The following is a 21,027-nucleotide window of genomic DNA, read 5'->3' as shown; positions in this document are numbered from 1 at the left end:
GGGCTTTCCCCGGCGCCGAGTACTACGGCGGCTCCGCCCCACCCGGCCCGTTGAGCGGTCGATGCGCCTATCCCGTCCGGTCGGCTGGCCGCCGACCGGACGGGAACCGCGCCGGGTGGTTCCCGTGTTCACTGCTGCTCGTTCGTCGAAGGAGGAGCCCGACTTTGTCCCTGCGGCATCGCCATGGGTACGCCGCAGACCTTCCCCATGGCCTCCCGGACCGGCGATCCTGTCCGACCCGGAAGCTCTCCGCCCACGCGCACGGCGGGAAAGCGCCGCCCCCGGCCCTGATCCACCAGGTTCGAGCCGGCAACCTATTGAGGGACGTTATGACGCCGGTTCCTCGCGTACTCCTCTTCGTCTCGCTCGCCGGACCCGCACCATCTGGCAGTACTGACACGTCCCGGCTTTGTCAGGGCTGCTCCCGCCCTCCCCGGCATCACCCGGGGCAGGCTGCCCTCAGCTACGTCCACCTGCTGCGACAGGCCGACGGTGGCGGTCTTGCACCTCCACTCGAACAACAGCGCCTCACGGCGCACCGGATCAGAAGGTTAGGGGTTCGAGTCCCTTCGGGCGCGCAACATTAAGAGGCGGTTGACCTGCGGAAACGTAGATCAACCGCCTCTCATCGTTCGTCCACTGTGGACCTGATGTGTTCCGAAAGTGATCGGCTGTTTCGGAAGGGTCCAGACCGGCCCGTGCTGATGGGTGCTGGCCCGTGCCGACTGGTCTGGATCTTGGACGGCGAAGCCAGTGGTCGAACCGTTCTTCAGCAGGGTTGTCCAGGCTTCTGACCTCGGCCGGATTCCAGACCTCGACGAGAAGATCGTTTCCCGCCGCATGCCTCGGTGATCTTGCCATGCTCGGGGTCACGGATGCCGGTCTGCCCAGGGAACCCGCCGAGCGAGGCGATCGGCTCATCGCGCCGGCCGAGCATTCGATGCACTGGGCTAGGCCGCCCACGACCGGGTCCGGTCCCCTCCGGCCTCGGAGGATAGCCAGATCACTGGCCTGCTGGCTGGTGGTAACGATGCGTAATGGCAACGTCGCCACTCGACGACCGCTCAGCATCCGGATCTGCCGAGATGAGCGCAGCCGATCACTCAAATATTCGGATGGTGTCTTACTGAGAAGCTAGTAGGCCAGCACGGTCACTTACAGCTCACGCGGAGGCCGTGAGGTCGGTGGCCCCCTTTGCCGACCCAGCAGCGACGCGCGCCGGCCGCGCAACTCGTTGCAACGCCTCGGCGCCAGGACTAGGTGATCCGGTTCATGGCAGCCTGGATCTGCAGCCAGGACGGGTCACTCTCGGAGGCTTCGGTGACAGTTTCCAGATCGCCCGGCTGCCAGGTTCGGGTTCCGTCGGTGAGGTCAAGTTGGTCCATGTCGACGGCCGAAGCCTCAGAGGTACCGGCGAGGAAGCCGGTCACTGCGGCCGTTGACGCCTCGGCTGGGCCGGCCCGTCCGATCGAAAGCACGAGAAGCGTGCCGTCCTGGCCGGCAACGATCAGTTCACCTGTGGCGGTGGCCGTCAGAGCGGTCACTGCCGACCCGGGCAGCGTCTCATGTTCGGTCGCCTGTTTCCCGTCGATCTCGAGCTCGATGACGGCACCCTCCGGCGTCCCGATCCAGAGAACGCCCGGACGCGGCCCAAACGCGAGGTTGTGGCGCGACCAGGCGTGCATGCTGTCCAGCCACTCTTGCGGGTACGGGTATCCCGGACTCGGCTCCCCGAGTGTCAGGCCGAGAACGCGGCGCAGCGAGGGAAAGTCGAACACCTCCAGCGAGTTGTCGTAGGCGTTGCCCCGCACCGCGAACTGCCGCCCGTCCGGGCTGAAGATAGGAGTCTCGTAGCCGTCGCAGTCGAGGACCAACGCCCGGCGCATCGGCCGCAGCACAGGCCCGGTGTCTCGAGAGAAGAGCACCAGCGTGGCACCCTGATCGCTCTGCATGGTGGCCAAGAGGCCACCGCCCGGATACGTCACAACTCCGGTATCCCAGCGTGGGCCTATGGCGGTTGCGCCGGAGGCCAGGTCGAGCGTGATGGAGGACTCCCAGCCCTCCTCTCCGCCAGCTGGCGACAACCAGAGGGTCCGACCGTCCGGACTGAACGCCACGTCGCGGTGGTATTCGGTCGGTGGAACGCTCTCGATCCTGAAGGTGCCGGCGCGGGTCCAGCAGACCGTATGGTCGCCGTCCGTTACCGCGAGCTGCGGCTTCTCCGGATGCCAGGCGGCGGAGGGCGTCCGTTCGAACCGGTCATAGCCGGTGGCGTCATAGACGGCCGAATCGGCACCGACAGCGCCGATCTCACGCAGCTGCCCGATCGCGTACTCCCAGATCCGAATCGCCGGACGTTCGGCGTCCCAACCGGCAATCAACGGCAGCCTGGGATGGCAGAGCAGCCGCTCGAGCGGGGCTTCGGAACGGATCTGCGCCAGGGTTTCCATCGGCACACCGTAGCGGTGAGGGGGTCGTGCGATGGGCTTGCCAGGGCTGGCTGCTGGGTTGTCAAACTCGCCGACTTGCCGCAGTCATCCGGAGCTGCCGCGGGTCGTGCGCTACTGGATGGGACAGTAAGCGTGCCCTAACCGCTAATGGAAGGAGGGACGCTGTGGATCGGGTGGTGGAAGCACTGATCGCGAGCATCGCCGCCCTCGAGACGGTCCTCCAGCAGCATCAGGACGACCGATCGGCCGGTAACGCGCTCGAGGAGATCTCGTACCACCTTGGAGAGATGGGACCGGCTGAGCGCCGCGAGTTCGACGCCGCCATTGAGCGCGTCGCCACCAGGTGGGAAGCGGATGATCCGGACCGAGGCCATGGTGACTGGATCCGCCGGTTACCCGGCCAGTTGGGGCTGCGCTGACGCGGCCCTCGCTCCCGCGCACAAGATCACGCGCGCACATCTGCCGCCGGTCGGGTGCTCCGGCTCGGCGATGATCGTCACGCTGCGTACGCCGTCCCGGCGGCAGGTTCTGCGGAGCAGGCGCGTTCTCGTGCCGATGACAGTGTGTGATCGAGTCCGGGTTGAATCCATGTTGCGTCATTGGTCTGGCGTATAGCCTTCGCCGAGTGTCCATGCAGGTGTCGGCGCTGCCTCCCGCGATCGATGTCCCACCGCCGATCGGCAGTGCCGCCTGGGATCGAGAGCTCGTGGCGCTCGGCACCGACCGCGCGACCGTCGACACGGAGCTGCAGCTGGCTGTCGATGACGCTGTCGCCGCCGGAACCGCCGAGCCGGACGGCCACGACGTGTACCTCAACGACGCGTCACCGGAGACGGCGGCGGTGCTGGTCCTGTTCCATCAGCAGCGTCCGTCGTACTCCGCACTGATGTATCTCCGCTTTGTCTGGAACGATTCCGGCGGTCGACTCCGGGACTGGATCGTGCGCCAGTACGCCGCCATGCTCGTCCACGGCCCCCGTCCGGTCGCCGATTCGGGCACGTATGGGTTGGCTATCGACTACTTCGAGCATGACAAGGATGCTCCCGACGTTCTCGCCGCTCTTCTGGCCCAGGTTCCGGCCACCCACTGGGGCGGAATCCTGCGCGCGGCGGGGCCGTTGGCATGGCCGGTGAAGCGGCGCCTCTTCCTGACCGCCGCGGAGATCCCGGCACTGCACGCGCCGCTTGGGGAGGGAATGGCCGCGTCCTTCTACGGCACATACGGCGACATCGACGCGCCCGAGGCGGCCGAACTGCTCCGACGCATCACCGTCGTCGACGACCGGGTCCGGGTGGCTCTGGTCGAGGCCACTACCCAGCCGATGCTGATGCGGTCCGGTTCGGCGATCGTGGTGACCGACGCGCGTTGGGATTACCCCGACAGCTTCCTGCTCGAGATGACCGTCACCAGCGGCCGATGGCGCTGGTCCCCGCGGTCAGAGTTGGTCGTCGACGGGCAGGCACGCGGCCGGCTCGCACACTGGACTTTTCCATTCCGGCCCGAACTCGAGCACGTGGTGCTGCCAGGCCGGACGCTGGACAAGCCGCAGTTGCACCGGATCGAAGGGTCACCGAACGATGCGGAGGACTTCGTCGACCGGGAAATGGAGCTGTGGCCGGCAGGGCTGCGGGAGCATCTCGCCCAGCGCCGCTGAACCGATTGAGTACATATCCGCCCACCGCGCACGCTACGCGCGGCTTGATCACGTTTCCGCTCATGCCGCCGATCGAGTGTCCTGGCGTCGGAACTGGTGGGCGCCGGTTGCCGAATCCGTCTGCGCTGGCCCTGCCCGCCGTGCCGATCCTCGATAGTCTTCGGTTGTTGAGGTCCAGTCGGCCGGAGGTCTTGTGGAATATCGGAGTCCTGCCCAGAGAGTCGCCGTCGCGCTCCGGGCGGCACGAATTCTGGAGATCTATGGGCAGGATCGGGACGTCTTCTGCGCAGCAGTCGAGGACCCGGGAGCCGACATCGTCTGCTGGGACTGCGACCCCGATGCGGTCCTCGTCTGGAACGTCGTGGCCAGAGACGACGCGGAGCAGGCGGACCTCGCAGCGGCGATCGACCTGCTCACCCAGCCTCCTTACAATCGCCCGGTTCGGGCCGGCGACCTGTTGGGAGCACCACAAACGGGCTTCAACGCGTTGCACCAACTGATGGTGACCGTCTCCAGCGGCGACGACGGCGTGGAGTCCTACGACTCGATCAGGGGCGCTCAACGACAGGACAAAGATGCCGCGATGGCCACGCAGCATATTGCCTTCGAAATGGTTGCAGACCGACCTCGTCCGACGAGACCACCCTACCTCCGGGATTGATCGCGTCAGTTCCTGCCCGGACCGAATGCCGTCGATCGCAAGAACCCGCGATCGGCCACTTGAGGGCCGACTGCGGAGCGCCTCAGAAGCTCAGTGGCTCAGCACGCCCCTCGCAGCGCCGCAAACCGCGTGACCTTCAAGGTCACGTGCGAACATCTGCCGCGACCCGCGCGGCCGCGCTCTTTTACCGTGACCCGTGCCGCCATCCGATCGCCGAGCGGCCAGGCTGCGGTGGTCCGAGATGGATGAGTAGGGCAGACGGGACTTGAACCCGCGACCGGCGTCTTATAAGGACGCTGCTCTCACCGGCTGAGCTACTGCCCCAGGGCCCGGCCGCGAGAGTGCCCGGAATGGTCAAACGTCTAGACCATCGGGAAGCGTGCGACGGGCATGCCGACGTCCAGGGATATGCAACGGCAGGGGCGGACGACCGCCCGGCCGCGTGCATCCTGAGGCCCAGTCACCACGCCTGCAGCATAGTCGACGGCTCCGCGGAAGCCAGTCTGCAGACGCACGCATATGCCGCCGAGCGGGCGCGCCGAGCTACCGGACTCGAACCGGCTCATACCTTGCGGTCGTTAGCGAAACGCTAGTAACGGACTTTCCCATCCGCCTTTGCCCGGCACGCCCGACCAGAGTATCCGCTGGCAATTGGCCTGCACGTCAGGCTCGCGCCGATCACGCTCATGCCGGTACGAAAGCGACCCACGCGAGGTCGACCGTCACGCTTCGATGTGCAGCGTCTGGACCCGGCCAGACTCGTGGTCGCGCCGATACAACAGCAAGCCCGCCCCTGGACCATCTATAACGCTGCCTGGAAAGTTGACCTTGGCATCCGCTCATGCCGCTGACGCGGCACAGTCGGCCAGCGGTGGCAGTCACCGTCCGTACGCCTATCCTGCGGCGCGCTCCGTAGGTTGCGGCGAGGGTGTCATGCCGGCGGCGCGCAGGAGTTCGACGGTGCTGCGATGCCCGCCGATGTCGGCCCACTCAGCGGCGGTGTGCCCGTGCCCGTCGTCCTCCCGCAAGTTCGGGTCAGCGCCGCCGGCCAACAGCTCCCGCACCGTGGCGGCGTGCCCCCAGCAAGCCGCACCGCACAGCGGTAGGCCTTCCTCGCCCGTACCGCTTTCCAGGTTCGGATCCGCCTCGGCCGCCAGCAACACCCGGACGTTGTCCGCCATGCCCTGGACGCTGGCCCGGTACAGCGGCGTACTCCCGCCGCGGTCGGCCATGTTCGGATCGGCGCCAGCCCGCAACAGCGCAGCCACCTGCTTGGCATCGGCCCAACCCGCCGCCTCCACCAGGTACTGCTGCAACTTCTTGCGCCGGCGCAGCTTCACGCCACCCATTGTGGAGCAAACGGTCGACCGCATACTCCGCCCGAGTAGGTCGACTCGCCGCGGCCCACGCAACCATCACTGCACCCCTCTGCCGCCGTTGGTGCGCGGTCGCCGTGGGGTCGGCCAGCGCTCGTCACGGACCGTCATTGGCTCGTAGTGACCGAAGCTTGCTGTCGTGGCTCCCCTCTAGGTCAAGGGGTTGGGGCGGCGAATGTTTTAGGCTGGGTGGCGGCGGGTTCGGTTTGTGACTTGTCCGAAGTGTCAGTTGTCGGGATTGGGCTGGCCGCGCTGGATTGCAGAGTCGCTCCCGGTTGTCCTGCTGGGCCCGCCGCCCCAGCTCGAGCGGTTTTGGCGTCGCGGGTCATGCGTTTGAAGACCACGTCGGACAGGTGGCGCTTGAGTGCGCGCAGGGCTTCCATGGTGGTTTTGCCCTCGGCGAGCCGCCGGCGGTAGTAGGCCCGGCCCGGGGTGTCGTGGCGGAGCTGGACGATGGCCATGATGTGCAGGACCCGGTTGATGCGCCGGTTCCCGGCGCGGGACAGCCGATGGCGGCGTTGATCGCCGGAGGATGCCTCGATGGGTGCGGTGCCGTTCCAGGACGCGAAGTGCGCTGCGGTGGGGAACCGGTTGATGTCACCGACGTCGCCGAGCAGCCGAGCGGCTCCGGACGGGCCGATGCCGTTGAGCTCGGTGAGGCTGCTGCCGGCCGCGGTGACGACCTCGCGCAGCTGCTTGTCCGCGGTGCGGATTTTCGCGTCGATGGCGGTGAGTTCGTCGATGAGCTCGCGGGCGAGCTGGTGACGGGTTTGCGCCACGATGCCGATCGGCTCCGGGGCGGTGCGTAGCAGGTAGCTGGCCTGGCCACGGGTGAGGAACTTCTTCGCCCCGCCGGGGACGAGTTCGAGCAGCAGGTGGTGGATCCGGCTGACGGTCTCGGTGCGGGCCCGGCCCAGCTCGTCGCGACGGTCGACCAGCAGGCGCAGCACGACCGCCGTGTCATCAGCCTGGACCCGGCGCAGTCCCGGGCTGCGCAGGCTGGCCACGGCAACGCTGTGCGCGTCGACCGGGTCGGTCTTGCGGCCCTGCCCGGTGTCGAACACCCGCACTCGCGCTGACAGCTTGGCGGGCACGTCAATGGCGGTCTCGCCGTCGGCGACCAGGCGCTGGGCGACGTGCCGGCCGATCCCGGCGCAGCCCTCCACCGCCCATGTCCGCTCCGCGAACCGGCGGCCGGCCTCGAGCATCCGCGCGTAGCCGCTGGTGTTCGTGCCGTACCGGCCCTTCGCCAGGATCTGTTCGCGTTCGTCGATCACCTCGATCGTGGCTGACCGCTTGTGCGGGTCCATCCCGATCACCACACGACTCATCCGCTTACGCCTCCTCGCTCGTACACTGTGGACGACTGGCGAGGAGGGCAACGCTACTTCGAGCTGGGCAAACCCCTCTTGAGCCACTCCCTGCCACGGTGACCAGCGGGCGCAGGCCAAATGAGAGTCACACCCACATGCCGTGGACAGCCGATGATGAGAGCGACCCGCTGATCACCTCGACCCAGCCTGGCCGGGCTGAGGTCGTAGATCCAAGTAAACAAGTAGCCGATGACCGCGCACTCGATCATGCGGCCGAGCAGCGACACTACCGGAGTTGGCCGCGAGGTACGCGACAGCGACCAGGACCCGCGCGTGCGGACGTGACTACTCCTTCGCCAGCAGCAGGACAGTGAACGTGCCAGCAAGAAACTCATCGGTCAGCCGGACGCCTGTGAGTATTTCGGCCAGCGCGAGCGCAGGCGCATACCAGTCCTGATCCCCCAGTTCCAAGGGCTTCGACGACCGGCACCACGCCGACGGGTAGGCCGTCGTTGCGGGGATTGTTCAGATCCAGCCAGAACGCCGTCTCACCGGCGACCGCCACAGTGAAGGTGGCCGGTCCGGCGATGGGAGGCCGGCGGCGTTTCGTGTATCCACATCGGCCCCGCGCCCGCGGACGGACCCCGATGCGCCGCGGTTGGAAGCGCTGATCCCCGGCAGGCGCTGCCCGACGCGGCGGTGAGCGACGAGGTGCTGCGCTCGATCCTTGCAATCGTCGACACCGCTACCTACTGCGAACAGGTCGCGGGATGCGGCCAGCCGCCGGCGAACCACGCACCGACGGCAGCGGAAGCCGCCGCGGTCCAGAACGCACTCCGCCAGCGGGGATTCGTTGATGCTGTGGCACGACTCGCCTCTAGGATCGATGCCGCGCCTACCGGCGCTCTGTTGTACGGGGTTCGGGTCGGCGATGCTTGTGTGGTCGGCCACCTTGACGCCGCACCAGGCGGGGTGAGCGGATGGAAGATTGTCGGTCTGACGCCGCAACGAACGTGCCTGACGTAACCGCCGACCTCTCACCACTGTCGACACAACACGCGGTCGTGCCGACAATACGTCACGCATTGCGTGCGCTGCCTGCGACGATGAGGTGATGATGGCGGACGGCGGCACGGCCTTGGGCATGGTGCTGGCCTGGTTGGACCGTTCCATGCCGGGTGCGGTGTCGCAGCTGCGGCCGCCGGCGCGGAACGAGGACCTGCGCGCGGTGGAAACGGCGGTCGGGCGGAGCCTACCCGGCGACCTCGCATCCTGGTGGCGTGCGATGGACGGCGTCGACGGCACCCTGAGTCTGATCCCACCGCACCACTCACCGTACTCCACCCGAGCCGCCCTGGAGAATCGTGAGATCCTGCTCGACGGGTGGAACGCCGCCGTGGGACACGACGACCCGGAGCGCTTCGACGCACTGGTGGCCGACGCCGAGCAGGAGCCAGCCGGGTCTGCCTGCCGGTTCGCGTGGCTGCCGTCGTGGTTGCCCATCGCGGGTGACCGCGGTGGGGACTACGTCTTCGCGGATCTGCGACCAGGGCCGGCCAACGGCTGCCTCCGGTTGTTCTACCGCGACGCCGGCGCGTCCGACGTTGTGGTCTGGCCGGGCGTGGCGGCGATGGTCGCCGAGATCGCGACTGGAGTGACCTTCGACCTGCCGGTCGCAGGATGCCTGCCCTGGATCGAAGCGCCGGGCACGCTGACCTGGTACGTACCGCGGTTCCGCTGGTACCGCGGCGGCAGCGCGTTCGTCAACGGTCCGATGCTGCAGGAGCGATACGGAGAGTTCGTCGCCGAGCTCCGACAGGGAGGATTCTCACCGCCGGCCCGTGGCTGGTCCGCCGGGCTGATCGCCGCGCACGTCGCCCGCAACACCGAGCTGCTGAGCGAGGTTGCCAACGCGCTGGTCGGCATGCCGGGTGCAGCCGCCGACCTGCGGTACGACAATACGGCCGCCTTCGATCCTGTGGTTCTGAACAGCTACGCCAGCCTCGGCACCGCTGCCCTCGCCGACCGGATCGCGTCGCTGAGTTCGAACCTACGCGCCGCCACCGATGGTCTTGACAGGAGTAGCCCTCGAATTCAGATTCGCCTGGTTGAGGGTACGGACGTCCTCGTCGACGGACCCGAGAGCCTCTCCGGGGTCCTCAATGCGCTGTGGGGGCGGCAGCTTCCGTTGAGAATCCGGCAGCTGCGCGCGTTGCGCGCCGACCGGCTGCCCTGACGCCCGCGACCGTCGTATCTGGACGACTTGTACGAAAATCACTCGTCCTTTTGAGCTCCAGTCGATGCATCGAACGCCACCGAAACGACAACATCCCGTAGCAGTCCGGACCTGTGCGAGCATCGCTCGGCGGCCAGCGGCGTCGGCCGGCCGAGGCATGCACGCCACCGACCGCGTCGTCCGTGGCCGGGCGACGCGGTCGGGGCTGAACGCAATCCGGTCCCTGCCGGGACGACTGCGCGGCTCTGTTGCGTTCGCCGATCGGCAAGATCGCGGCAGGCTTGAGCAGTGAAGCTTCCAAGCCGACGGCCGCCCTCGCCATCGCAGCCCGCATTCGTCGGGTTCCGGTTCCCGCCAGAGGCGATCATGGTGGCGGTCCGGTGGTACCTGCGGTACGGCCTCTCCTACCGCGACGTCGCAGAACTCCTCCTCGAACGTGGTGTCGAGGTCGACCACGTGACGATCTTCCGGTGGGTGCAGCGGTTCACGCCGCTGCTGGCCGACGCGGCCAGGTTCTGTCGGCATTCGCCTGGCGATAGGTGGTTCGTCGACGAGACGTATATCAAGGTCGGCGGTGTCTGGCGGTACGTCCACCGCGCCGTCGACCAGTACGGCCAGGTCATCGACGTGCTCGTCTCAGCCCGGCGTGACGCCGCTGCATCGCGGAGGTTTTTCCGCCGGGCGTTGGCCATGTTGAAGGTGACGTCGAGCGAGGTCGTCACCGACGCGGCGCAGGTGTACCCGGCCGTGCTCGATGAACTGGTCCCGTCGGCGTGGCATCACGTCGAGCGGTACGCCAACAACCCGATTGAGGCCGATCATAGCCAGCTCAAACACCGGCTCAGACCGATGCGCGGGCTGCGCACAGACCGGACCGCACAGACGATCATCGCCGGACACGCCTTCATGCGGAACCTTCGCTGCGGACACTACGAGCTCGTGGCGGCCAGGCTGGTACGGACGCCGCAGAGGGACGCGCAGCGCGTCTACCACGGCATCGCGGCGATGTGGTTCGTTGGTGACGACCACGGCGCTCCGAGCCTGGTGACGGCGCGGGCGATGGCAGTGCTTGCGGGTGCCACCGAAGTCGGAGTCAGTGAATGCGAAGGCGGTCGCGCCGGTGCGGTGGTGCAGGAATGCGATGTCGTTCACCACGGCGGGGACGGAAAGTTGCAGCCATCCGCCGCCGGGGAGGTCGGCGTTGTAGGCGCAGAACGTGCACCGTGAGCGGCAGCCGCGGCTGGCGGCGATCGAGACTCACCGGGTCGGGGGTCGTTGCGTGTGTGTGGATCTTGACTTAGCGGGCGTGTTCCGGGCGGAGGCCGATGCCGATCAGCCGCGCGGGGAGTGCGCGTAAGGCAGGTACCCGGTCGATGATCCGCAGTGGCAGGGGCGGGCGAGTCGGGCGGCCCGAGACCGCGGGTGCGAGCACGGCGCGCTGCAGCGCCCGCTGGACGAGCTGCGTGCCTTTCGTTGGGAACGTCCGGCGGCGCTGGACGGCGGCGAGCTCGTCCTCGGTCGGTGGGGCGCCTCGCTCGAAGGCGGCCGTGATCACATGCGCCGCCGCGACCGCGTCCTGGATCGCCAGGTTGATGCCGACCCCGCCGACCGGTGACATCGCGTGCGCGGCGTCACCGATGAGCAGGGCACCTGGCACGTGCCAGCGATACAGGCGGTCCATCCGTACCGTCAGCTTTTTGATCTGATCCCAGTCCGTCAATTCGGCGACCCGGTCGGCCAGGTGGGGTGCCCCGGCGGCGATCCCGGTGCGGAAGGCCGCCAAGCCCCGGCTGCGTAGTTGGTCGTCGCTGCCCTTCGGTATGACGTATCCCATCTGCCAGGTGTTGCCGCGGTCGATGCCGATGAGCAGTCGGCCGTTGTCGATCCGACCGACCAGCCCCACCGGGTCGTCGTCGTTCCTCGGCAGCTTGAACCACAGCACGTCGATTGGTGTGCCGAAGACCTTCGAGCGAAGGGCGAGATCCCTTCGTACCGTTGAATGGCGGCCGTCGCAGGCGACCGTTAGCGCGGCGTCGACCCGCAGTGGTCCGTCGGGTGTGCGGGCGTCGACGCCGACGATCCGCCCTCCCGAGCGGCGCACGCCGAGTACCTCGTGTCGCCGGAGGAGTTCGAAACGGCCCTCGGAGGCCAGCAGTTCGAGGAAGTCGGACTGGGGTAGGAGTATGACGTACGGGTGTGGGGTGTGCAGGCGGGTGAAGTCGACCGGCTGGAAGGAGCCGACGGGGTAGGTGAAGCGGAACTGCCGGATAATGCGGTGCGGCAGGGCGTGCAGGCGCTCACCCAGACCGAGCTCGTCCATCAGCTGCAGCGTCGACGGGTGGACCGTGTCGCCGCGGAAGTCGCGCAGAAACGTCTCGTGCTTCTCCAGCACGACCGTGCGGATCCCGCGCCGGCCCAGCAGCAGTGCCAGGACCAGCCCGGCCGGGCCGCCGCCCACGACGCAGACGTCCGTTTCCACACCTCAGCCCTCCAACATCCGTCCGATCACCGACAGGGCCTGGTCCACATCGGGCCCATTGTCCGCGACCGCGTTGCGTAGGGGGAAACTCTCCCCGATCCGCACCGGAGCAAACGCACGTATCCGAGCGTCCAGCCGGTCGATGCGTTGCGGGCTGTGGGCGCTCACGGAATGCGGTGGGGTCGCGTCCAGCGCCCCGCCGGTCGCCACAGGCGCTAAATGCGACCGCGGAACAGCTGCTGTGCGACGACGACAGCTTCGACAGCCGAGCCGCCGTCGGCGAGGGAGAAGCCTGTGGTCTTCCATCGGACGCTGTTGCAGGGCGCCGTTGCGTTGCGGGATTGACGGACGCGTCGAATTCGGTCGCCGTCCTCGATCAGACGGATCCGGGAATTCCAACTTCTGCCGAGCCGTCCGGGCCGCAGCCATGGAGCCTTTTCCAACCTGATCTTGCTGGTCAGGTGGGTGCCGTCGGAAGGGCATGCACGGCGTCGAGACGCGGAGAGGCTCCCGGTAAGACAGCAATCGACTAAAGGACACTCCTTCCGTGGAGTCTTACGACGCCAGGCCGAGATCCTTCGGCGCCAGCAGCCGCGGCTCATCGTAGAATCGCTCGGCCTCGGGGGGTTTCGTGAGATCCAGGACGGGTCGAAGCGCGCTGAATACGCGGTCTGCTTGATCCGGTCCGTAGTCAGCCATCCGGTCGGTGGCGAGCAACCAGAACCCGCCACCGGGCATCGCCTCGACCTCGGTGAAGGCCCCGCTGTCACGCAGCGCCTCGACGCCGCCCAGACGTTCACCGAGATCCTGGGCGATCACCGTCAGCCACGAGTACCCACGAGCTGAACGCTCCGAGGACAACAGCTCTGCGTCGCCGTCCTGGTTGAGCGCAACCTCGCGAGCCGACTGCTGCAATCTGGCCGCGTAGGAGATCTCGCCGTACGTCGGGTTGCCGCTCTGCGCCGCCGCCCGGAGCACCGGCAGCAGGGCGCCAGCCCACTCTGCCGGGCTCGTCAGGTACAGGCTGTACCACAAGGCGCCGTCTTCACCGGTGTCGACCGAGGCGGAGACGAACATCCCCGGGGGTCCTGGCGTGACGAAATGTGCCATGCGCTGCAGCTCGAAGACGCTCAGCTCCGCAGTGCCGGTGGTGACGCCGACGTTGTCGAGGCAGTCGGCCCAGCCTGCCAACGTGAACGGCTGCACGCCGACGGTTTCCTCCTGCCCTTCCGGGATGAAGCCGTACTCCGCCCAGATCTCGCCAGGCTCGCCGGCGTATCGCTTCGGCGACCAGGTGGCGTCGCTCACCGAGGAGCCGGTCACGCTGGTGGCGTCGCCCGGCTGGACCGGCCGGGCGATCAGTCGTTGCCACAACGGGCCAGCCGGGCCTGCGAGGGTGGTCTCGAACCATCCCCGCAGGGTCCCGGCGAACTGTTCGTCACCCAGCGGCGCCCGCCCGCACAGCATCGCCTTCACTACCGTCGGCGGCTTCCGCTCACTGACCATTGATGGTCCTTTCGGTTCAAGACAGGGGTCGGCTTGCTCGTGGAGGTAAATCTGTCTGATCCTGCTGGTCAGGCGAGGTGCCGTCGGAAGGACATAGGCTGGCGGCAAGACGGGGAGAGGCTCCCCAGTAAGACAGCAATCGACCAGGACGCTGCCCTCCCGCGGAGCCTTTCGATGCTGTCCTACCCGTCGGCGATCTCGTTGTCTACCCGCAGCCTCAACCACCTCACCACCCTGATCCGCAACCATCGACAGACGCTGGGTACGCGGTGGCGACGCCTCGACCCCGGCCGGCAAGCCCTCCTCGCCCTGGCCCACCTCCGCAGCGGCGACACCTACGCCCAGCTCGCAGCCGGGTTCGGCATCGGCGTGGCCACCGCCTGGCGGTACATCCGCGAAGCGGTCGACCTGCTCGCCGCCACCGCACCGACGCTGATCGAGGCGATGCGCCGCATCCGCCGGCTCGCATACGTCATCCTCGACGGCACCCTGATCGCCATCGACCGCCTCCGCGGGCATAAAGACCGACTCCATTACTCGGGCAAACACAAGCGGCACGGCGTGAACGTACAGGTCATCGCCGATCCGCACGGCCGGCTCGTCTGGCTGTCACCGGCACTGCCCGGCGCGACCCACGACCTGACCGCCGCCCGCGCCCACGGCATCATCGCCGCACTGACCAGCGCCGCCGTCGCGACCCTGGCCGACAAGGCATATCGCGGCGCCGGCGGCGCGATCGGCGTGCCACACTACGGCCGCGACCTACCGGCCCGGATGCGGGACTGCAACCACAGCCACAACCAGATCCGCGGCATCGGCGAACGTGCCAACGCCACCCTCAAGACCTGGCGGCTCCTCCGTCGACTGCGCTGCTGCCCACAACAAGCCACCGCACTGACCGCCGCGATCCTCGTCCTTCAACACGTCGAAGAACAGCCGGGATGAGGTTGGAAAAGGCTCACTGTGTGGCTGGCCGCTGGGCTGCCGCGCCCGACCAGCGGCAGATGAGGATTTGTAGATCGGCGGCTTACCGTCAGCGTTGTTGGATCTGGGTTCACAGCTCGGTAAGGCTGTGGGAATGGCTGGCCGGCTCGTCGAGGAAGCGGCTGCCTAGCACTACGGTCCAACGGGGGTAGCTGCGGGAGCGGGCTCAGATCACCGTCACCGATGACGGCTTCGTCGATCCGCCTGCCGCACACGCGCTACGCGCGGACATCGGGAATCGGCCGCTGACCCAACACAGGCTGCGCCGGGCTTGGCATCAGCCGGCGCAGCCACCATGATCACCGGGTGAGAGCATCGGATCGCCCCGACGTGCCAGGCGACGGCGAGACCGCCACCACCGTGCAGGGCCTGGTGACGTTCGCATTGAACCGGTCCTCCAGCGCCGACCGTGCGACGGCCCTGATCGGCCTCGTGCCGTACCTGACCGACGATCAGTTGGCCGTAGTGTTGGAGGTCGGCCTCGAATTCGAAGACGAGCTGGATCGATGCCGCATCACGGACGCCATCGCGCCACGGGCGACACCAGAGCAACTGCACCGAATCCTGGCCGGCACACTGCGCCTGCCGACGCCCGACAACCGACTGGTCAGGCTGGCCTCGCTGCTACCACACCTGCCGGAGACCTACCGTAACGTGGCGGTCGAGGCGGCCACCGCGGCCACCGAACGCGCGCACCCGATGACGCTCGTCATGTCCAGCGCGGTGGTGAACCTCGCACCCTGGTGCACCCCAACGCAACTGGAGCGGATCACCGCCGCAGCTGCTGGCGGCGTCAGCGACCAGGCGCTGCGCGCGCACCTGCTCACGTGGGTCGCGAAATTTCTGTCGGGCCGGCTATTGGACGAGACCGTCACGACGATCTGCGCCATCGCCGACGGGAACCTCCGAGCCGTCACGTTGACGGGCCTGGCCTCGGTGGTGACCGGCGAGCATCTCGCCGCGGTGGAGGCCGCAGCCCACGCGATCGACCACGGCGGCGCCCGCGCGCGGGCCTTTGCCGGGATCGCCCCGCACCTGCCCGGACCACGACGTCAGGCGGCGATCACCGCCGCGCTCGCCGCGGTCACCGCCGCGGACGCCTACGACACGCTGCGGGGCATCGCGCTGCGCGACCTGCTTCCGCTGCTCGACCAAGATCAGGTGGCCTTGGTGCTGGACGCCGACGCCGCAGACATCGACACCCACACGCACTCGTGGCTTGCCGCCGTAGCCCCATACGCAGCTCCGGACCGGCTCGCCGCCGCGGTCGCCGAATACCTCGCACCACACCGCCTCGGCGACGCCCTGACCGGCGTCCGGCTCCCTCGGTATGTGGCGGACCAACTGGCCGGGCTGGTGCCCTACCTTCCGGCCGGGCACCGTAACGCCGCCGCGGTCAGCGCGGTGTCCCTGCTCGGGCAGGTCAATGACCGCCAATGGGGGCAGCGCCTCGGCGTCCTCGCCCCCCACCTCACCCCGGACCAGCTGAACGACGCATTCCGCATGGCAGACCCGCAGCACCACCCGCTCGCACTCTGCGACGGCATCGAACACCTTGCCGCCCACCTCAGCGGCGACCGCCTCGACGAGGTCCTTGCCGCGGTGCTGGCGCTTACCGACGACACACATCGCAGCGAAGCGCTCGCAGGCATCGCACCACACCTCGGCGCCACACGCATCGATCACGCGGTCAGAGCCGCAACCGATCTCCTGGATCCGCAGCTGCGCGTCGAAACCCTTGTCGCGATCCTGCCGCACCTACCACCCAGCCGGCAGCCCGCCGTGGCGCACACCGCGCTCCTCACCACAGCAACGATCGACCCGATCGAGGACCGGACCGACCTCCTGCTCCGCCTGGCCGGTGCCCTCCCGCACGCGCACCGCGCACCGGTGCTGAGCCGGGCGATCACCGCCATGACCGCAGTGCCGAACGGCCGAGCGCAGACCCGAATGCTCACCACGATAGCGGCCCTGCTGGTCGCGGACCGACCTGACTACGGGCAGCCGGCTAGCGTCCGAAGCCCCAGTGTCCGACCTTGATCAGCTGAGCACTCATCGGCAGGACAGTGCGCCTTGATCTCGACGAGGCGGTTACCGTCTGTGGCGGGCAACGGCTGGGCGGCACGCGCCGTCAGCGGCATGTGAGCGTGGCTCGGAACCGACATGCATCCGGCGGTCGCAAGTACGCTTGGCGGGTGCGCCGGGCAAAGGCGGATGGGAAAGTCCGTTACTAGCTTTTTGCTAACGACCGCAAGGTATGAGCCGGTTCGAGTCCGGTAGCCCGGCGCGCCTGGTCAGCGGCATGAGCGCGTATTGCAGCAACGGTCTACCGTCGTGGCAGGAGGTCGATCGTGGCGTTGTTTGTGATCCCTGCACCGTGGCAGCCTGCACCATTGCACTGTATGTCGTCATGAACGGCCGAGGCGATCAGCGGATACGGCCGAACCGGGGGCTACTCGCGCTCGCTGTCGTGATGCTCGTTGCGGGACTGGCGCTCGCTGGCGGGACGCCGATCCTGTTGTCGCGGAACCACGATAAAGCTGAACGGCTGCGTGCCACCGGAGTGGCCGTCGACGCCTCGATCACCAGTTGGTCCACGCAGCAGCGCAGCAACGCAGCGGCAGATTACATCAGGCTGACGTACACCTACAACGGCGTGCGGTATTCGTCCCAGACTCGATGCGGCGGCAGCGGCGGGTGCGCCGAACCACCTGGGCCGACGCTGCGGATCTGGGTTGACCCGCAAGACCCCGACGAATTCGTGACCAACGACGGCAACACCGACGACTCGAACCTCGCCACCAGCTACCTCCTTATACCGGCTGGCTTCATGACACTGGTCGGCGGTCTCGGCATCTGGGTCGCCACGGCGTTCCGATCGATTCCGCATCGCGAGCACCGGCGAGCGTGAGGCCCGATCAACCGGCCCGCCGCCCAATCACGATCAGGTGCGCCCACATCGGCAGGGCAGGAAGTTTGGTCTCGCCGCGCTGGTCACTCGCTGTGACGTGCATGGACCGGCCGCCACGCACCAACGGCGGCAGAGAGCGCGCTGCGGTAGCGATGGCGGATCGGCCCGCTGGTCAGCCACAGGACCGCCCTGCCGGATCTTGGCATGGCGTCGTCATCGTGCGAAGATCTGCCGTCACTGTGATCGACGGAGCGTGGAGGGTCTGTCGGGATGGCACCACGCAAGTGGGTGATGGTGCTTTGCTCGGGACTGCTCCTGTCCGGCCTGCTGTGCTGTGGCGGGGTGATGGTGATCGGTGCCCTGGTCGAACAGGCCGAGAAGGCGGGACGAGAAATGGAATCGTGGCCACTGGGGTCAGTGGCGCTCTTCGCCGGGGCGTTCATCGCTCTGATTGCCGTCATACCCGCCACCGTCGTGACGTTCTATCGAGAGCGGCGTTCCAGGATCGGTAGTTGAAACGCAGTAGCCCAGCGCGAGAGCACCGCAGCGTCACGGACGGTGCCGCAGGACGGCGTTCGCGCGTGATCACGAATGCCGCGACCGCGTCCGCCAATCAGCGCCGCAGTAGCGGATGATCAGTGGTCGGGCGTCCAGTTTGAGTTGCATGTGTGCGCGGCGAACGGGTGCGAGCTCAGCGGCCGGTCTTCGCAACGCATCGACGAGGCCGGCGAAGCGACCAAATCGGAGCAGGACCGTCAGCGGCGACACGGACGCGTGATTCGCGGCATGTCCGAGAACGCGATCAAGCCGCGAACGCGCCGACAGCGGCACGAGCGCACGCCTGTGCGCTGCCACTACACGAGGTCAAACGTGGCGGCTCACTCGTCTCGTGTCGTGTTTACTTGTAGCCGTGATCGATTGGCCGGAGCTGCTGGACCCGGGTGTCGAGGTCGCGGAGTTGCTGGACCGGGCGGAGCGGGAGCCGAGCACCGCCGTGTGGGAGCAACTCGACAAGCTGCTCATCGTCGAGGCGGAGTGCTGGTACTCGGCCGGCTTCGCCGCCCTGCCGCGGCTGAGCGCGTTGGCGCAGTCTGGCGAAGCGGAACACCGTACAGACGCGATCGATCTCGCTGCAATGATCGTGATGACGCTCCACCGGTACCACCGGGACGACGATCTCGTGCGGGCGGACCCGGCAGCCCTTGCCGCCCTGCACCAGTTGGCCGCGTGCCGACTGCCGAGCATGTCCGGCGGCCAACTGCTGCGAGCGTTCCAGGCCACATGCGCGTTCGCTGGCTACACATTCTGGGCGACGATCAGCCTCGACTACACCGACGAGCACTACCAGATTCATTGCCCGCAGTGCGAGACGCCGCTCATGATCGTAATCGGCGACTACGGCCACTACTCTGCGATCCGCGACGACGGAGAGGGCGATATCCTGCGTCAACCATTGCGGCCGGCGCCACCTGCGAGCCTGTACGAGTTCCGTCGATGGATGTACGACACCGCCATCGCCTGCCGCAATCCGGTCCTGGCGGACGGATTGACGTACTTATTCGGCGATGCGATCTGCAGCAGCTGTCATTGCGTCTTCAACGTCGCTGACTGGTACGAGGCTCAGAACGGCCCGACTCAACCCATCGACGCCGTCATACCTCGCGTGGACCGCTCGACCTGAACCGCGCCGCCAGCTCGGCACGTGGTACGTACCCAACCCACCGATCCGCCCCGTTTCGACCGTTACGAAGCGTGATAGTCGATCAGCGAGTCACCACACGGACGGCGGCATGTGCGGATGCCATGATCGCCCGACACTCTCGAGCTGCGTAGAGGTAAAGGTGCCCAGCTTCGGGCGGATGGCCTCTTCCCTCGGTGACGCAGGTTTCGTCCGGAGCGGCGCGTTGCGGGGCGTTGGATGGAAACGGCGTCGATGACGGCCGGGAGTTCAGCTGCGCCAGCGGTACACCATTGCTTTCTCGTCTTTTCGGCAGGCATCGAGCAGCCGTTCGGCGTCTTCTCGTAAGGTCGTGGTGTCGGAGTTCTGGCGATGCCGGACGGCCCAGATGTCGGCCTCAAGCGCGATTGCTGCGCGTTCCCATTCGCGCTCCGGGCCGAAGACTCCGCTGTCCGGTGCGGTGCGGCTGTCGCGGTAGCTCCTGCGGTCTGACGCCTGCCGTGCCAGACCGCTTGAACCGACGAATGCGCACCACGGCAGCTGTTCAAGGTCGATCACAGTTGGGCTTGGTTCGGCGGACTCGGGCAAACCGAGCGCCGGCAGCAGTTCGAGCGGCAGCTCGTGGCCCCAGCCGGAATTGCCGCGATAGTCGTACGCCGCGATGGCCCGAACCTGCTCCGGGACAGCAGTCAGCCCGACGGCACCCGCCCACTGCTCGAGATCGGCGGCAACAGCCTCCCTCGTTCGCGGCCCCAGTGGTGGGCGGTGCCGGTACGGGCACGGCGCCTCGTCGACGGGAAGGTGGAACGACGTGGTCCAGCCGTCGGGTGTCCGCCCGTGGACGCCGATGCAGTCGCTGTCGTTCACGTACGCGGCCAACACGCTGGCACCGGTGGCGGCGACGAACTGCTCACTGGCGGCAGCGAAGTCCTGCGGGTCCCGAATACCCCGAGTCTCCAGCAGTTGCCATCCCTCGCCGAGTTCGTACAGATGTTCATGCTGATATCCGAAGCCGAGCACCGCCTCCTCATCGGTGAGGAGGCGGTCCGACTGCGCCAGTACGAACGTCCCGAAGAATCCCACCGGCGCACGGTACGCCAGTCCCACGGACAGAATCACCCAACTGGCCAAGATCACGTGCTCGCACATCGGCATGTGTGCTCACCCGATCACCCGATCACCCGATCATGGCCGGTCGGGGCATCGCCGACGTCTCGTGGATCGTCTCGTCCGCGGCCATGCCGGATGGGCGGTTGCGATTCGACGCGGACCGGTCGTGGGATCGCGATGTGTTCCTAGCGTGATCGGACGTAGCGCAACCGTCGAGCACAACCCGCACCAAACCAGCACGGACGTCGAGCGCCCGCGAGGCTGGCTGCGCCGACGGACAGGGAGATCGCGTGGACCTGCGGATACGCGCCGCACCGTTCGAGTAAAAAGCCCTTGCGAAACGACACGATTCCGTGAGACGATGTAAAAGTAGAATTCTGCCCGGAGCATCTGACTACGGATCAGAAGGTCAGGGGTTCGAGTCCCTTCGGGCGCGCGGCATCAACAGGGGCGTCACCAGCTGTCATGGCCGGTGGCGCCCCTGCTTTTGTCCCTGGGACGGTGACGCGGCGGCGGTCCTGCCGCGCCGGCTGTTGTCCGGCGGCTACCCGTCGTGACATGTGGTCGGGCGCTGGCGAGGGACGTCGCCCGCTCGACCGGCTTGTCGTCTCGGACGAGGCGTGGGTTGACGCTGATCATCCCGCCGAGAATACGCCTCGCGGGATGAAC

The 21,027-nt window shown here is 67.5% G+C and carries 15 protein-coding genes, 1 tRNA gene and 1 pseudogene; 10 read left to right on the top strand and 7 right to left on the bottom strand.

The window, feature by feature from the left end; genetic code table 11:
- Positions 1–1,256: 1,256 nt before the first annotated feature.
- Complete coding sequence (locus AB0J72_RS00085; RefSeq protein ID WP_363392588.1) at positions 1,257–2,450, bottom strand: hypothetical protein; 1,194 nt, start codon at positions 2,448–2,450, stop codon at positions 1,257–1,259.
- Positions 2,451–2,614: 164 nt separating this feature from the next.
- Here AB0J72_RS00085 and AB0J72_RS00080 point away from each other — a divergent pair, with 164 nt between their 5' ends.
- The 3 genes from AB0J72_RS00080 to AB0J72_RS00070 all read left to right on the top strand — a co-directional run bounded on the left by AB0J72_RS00080 (position 2,615) and on the right by AB0J72_RS00070 (position 4,765).
- On the top strand, positions 2,615–2,869 hold the full coding sequence (locus AB0J72_RS00080) for a hypothetical protein (protein ID WP_363392586.1): 255 nt from the start codon (positions 2,615–2,617) through the stop codon (positions 2,867–2,869).
- A gap of 206 nt (positions 2,870–3,075) precedes the next feature.
- Positions 3,076–4,104: a hypothetical protein gene (locus AB0J72_RS00075; RefSeq protein WP_363392584.1), complete on the top strand. Its 1,029-nt coding sequence runs from the start codon at positions 3,076–3,078 to the stop codon at positions 4,102–4,104.
- A gap of 193 nt (positions 4,105–4,297) precedes the next feature.
- A complete protein-coding gene (locus AB0J72_RS00070) occupies positions 4,298–4,765 on the top strand; it encodes a hypothetical protein (protein WP_363392581.1) in 468 nt (155 codons plus the stop codon).
- Between the two features lie 250 nt (positions 4,766–5,015).
- Here AB0J72_RS00070 and AB0J72_RS00065 read toward each other — a convergent pair.
- The 3 genes from AB0J72_RS00065 to AB0J72_RS00055 all read right to left on the bottom strand — a co-directional run bounded on the left by AB0J72_RS00065 (position 5,016) and on the right by AB0J72_RS00055 (position 7,451).
- Positions 5,016–5,089 (bottom strand) — tRNA-Ile (locus AB0J72_RS00065).
- Between the two features lie 569 nt (positions 5,090–5,658).
- A complete protein-coding gene (locus tag AB0J72_RS00060) occupies positions 5,659–6,105 on the bottom strand; it encodes an ankyrin repeat domain-containing protein (protein WP_363392579.1) in 447 nt (148 codons plus the stop codon).
- 191 nt (positions 6,106–6,296) lie between these two features.
- Positions 6,297–7,451, bottom strand: coding sequence for an IS110 family transposase (locus AB0J72_RS00055; protein ID WP_363393909.1), 1,155 nt, complete (start codon positions 7,449–7,451; stop codon positions 6,297–6,299).
- A 1,117-nt stretch (positions 7,452–8,568) separates the two neighbouring features.
- Here AB0J72_RS00055 and AB0J72_RS00050 point away from each other — a divergent pair.
- Positions 8,569–9,690, top strand: a complete 1,122-nt coding sequence (locus AB0J72_RS00050) for an SMI1/KNR4 family protein (RefSeq protein WP_363392576.1) — start codon at positions 8,569–8,571, stop codon at positions 9,688–9,690.
- A 288-nt stretch (positions 9,691–9,978) separates the two neighbouring features.
- Positions 9,979–10,629 (top strand): annotated as a pseudogene (locus tag AB0J72_RS00045) (IS6 family transposase); the annotation flags it as partial.
- A gap of 358 nt (positions 10,630–10,987) precedes the next feature.
- On the opposite strand, the gene AB0J72_RS00040 reads toward AB0J72_RS00045, so the two are convergent.
- Both AB0J72_RS00040 and AB0J72_RS00035 read right to left on the bottom strand, forming a co-directional pair.
- Complete coding sequence (locus AB0J72_RS00040) at positions 10,988–12,169, bottom strand: FAD-dependent oxidoreductase (protein WP_363392573.1); 1,182 nt, start codon at positions 12,167–12,169, stop codon at positions 10,988–10,990.
- 555 nt (positions 12,170–12,724) lie between these two features.
- Positions 12,725–13,675 carry a hypothetical protein gene (locus tag AB0J72_RS00035; protein WP_363392570.1) on the bottom strand — a complete coding sequence of 317 codons (951 nt, stop codon included), beginning with the start codon at positions 13,673–13,675 and terminating at the stop codon, positions 12,725–12,727.
- Positions 13,676–13,849: 174 nt separating this feature from the next.
- Here AB0J72_RS00035 and AB0J72_RS00030 point away from each other — a divergent pair, with 174 nt between their 5' ends.
- From AB0J72_RS00030 to AB0J72_RS00010, 5 genes are all read left to right on the top strand, one after another.
- The gene (locus tag AB0J72_RS00030; RefSeq protein ID WP_363392567.1) at positions 13,850–14,620 is read left to right on the top strand and encodes a transposase family protein; all 771 of its coding nucleotides are present in this window, start codon (positions 13,850–13,852) and stop codon (positions 14,618–14,620) included.
- A gap of 369 nt (positions 14,621–14,989) precedes the next feature.
- Positions 14,990–16,699, top strand: a complete 1,710-nt coding sequence (locus AB0J72_RS00025; RefSeq protein ID WP_363392565.1) for a hypothetical protein — start codon at positions 14,990–14,992, stop codon at positions 16,697–16,699.
- Positions 16,700–16,916: 217 nt separating this feature from the next.
- A complete protein-coding gene (locus AB0J72_RS00020) occupies positions 16,917–17,570 on the top strand; it encodes a DUF3592 domain-containing protein (RefSeq protein WP_363392562.1) in 654 nt (217 codons plus the stop codon).
- Positions 17,571–17,840: 270 nt separating this feature from the next.
- On the top strand, positions 17,841–18,086 hold the full coding sequence (locus tag AB0J72_RS00015; protein ID WP_363392559.1) for a hypothetical protein: 246 nt from the start codon (positions 17,841–17,843) through the stop codon (positions 18,084–18,086).
- Positions 18,087–18,480: 394 nt separating this feature from the next.
- Complete coding sequence (locus tag AB0J72_RS00010) at positions 18,481–19,251, top strand: hypothetical protein (RefSeq protein ID WP_363392556.1); 771 nt, start codon at positions 18,481–18,483, stop codon at positions 19,249–19,251.
- A 267-nt stretch (positions 19,252–19,518) separates the two neighbouring features.
- On the opposite strand, the gene AB0J72_RS00005 is transcribed toward AB0J72_RS00010, so the two are convergent.
- Positions 19,519–20,331, bottom strand: coding sequence for a hypothetical protein (locus AB0J72_RS00005; protein WP_363392553.1), 813 nt, complete (start codon positions 20,329–20,331; stop codon positions 19,519–19,521).
- Positions 20,332–21,027 lie beyond the last annotated feature (696 nt).

It is taken from the genome of Dactylosporangium sp. NPDC049742 (assembly GCF_040674675.1).
In the GTDB taxonomy this organism is placed as follows: Bacteria; Actinomycetota; Actinomycetes; order Mycobacteriales; family Micromonosporaceae; genus Dactylosporangium; species Dactylosporangium maewongense.
The sequence above is the reverse complement of the archived record's forward strand: the minus strand, read 5'-3'. Positions and strand labels throughout refer to the sequence as shown.

Bases quoted from the DNA above. Each gene is read 5' to 3' on its own strand.
- AB0J72_RS00055 (WP_363393909.1), bottom strand. From the start codon at position 7,451: ATGGACCCGCACAAGCGGTCAGCCACGATCGAGGTGATCGACGAACGC.
- AB0J72_RS00020 (WP_363392562.1), top strand. From the start codon at position 16,917: ATGAGCCGGTTCGAGTCCGGTAGCCCGGCGCGCCTGGTCAGCGGCATG.
- AB0J72_RS00050 (WP_363392576.1), top strand. From the start codon at position 8,569: ATGATGGCGGACGGCGGCACGGCCTTGGGCATGGTGCTGGCCTGGTTG.
- AB0J72_RS00015 (WP_363392559.1), top strand. From the start codon at position 17,841: ATGGCACCACGCAAGTGGGTGATGGTGCTTTGCTCGGGACTGCTCCTG.
- AB0J72_RS00030 (WP_363392567.1), top strand. From the start codon at position 13,850: ATGCTGTCCTACCCGTCGGCGATCTCGTTGTCTACCCGCAGCCTCAAC.
- AB0J72_RS00035 (WP_363392570.1), bottom strand. From the start codon at position 13,675: ATGGTCAGTGAGCGGAAGCCGCCGACGGTAGTGAAGGCGATGCTGTGC.
- AB0J72_RS00085 (WP_363392588.1), bottom strand. From the start codon at position 2,450: ATGGAAACCCTGGCGCAGATCCGTTCCGAAGCCCCGCTCGAGCGGCTG.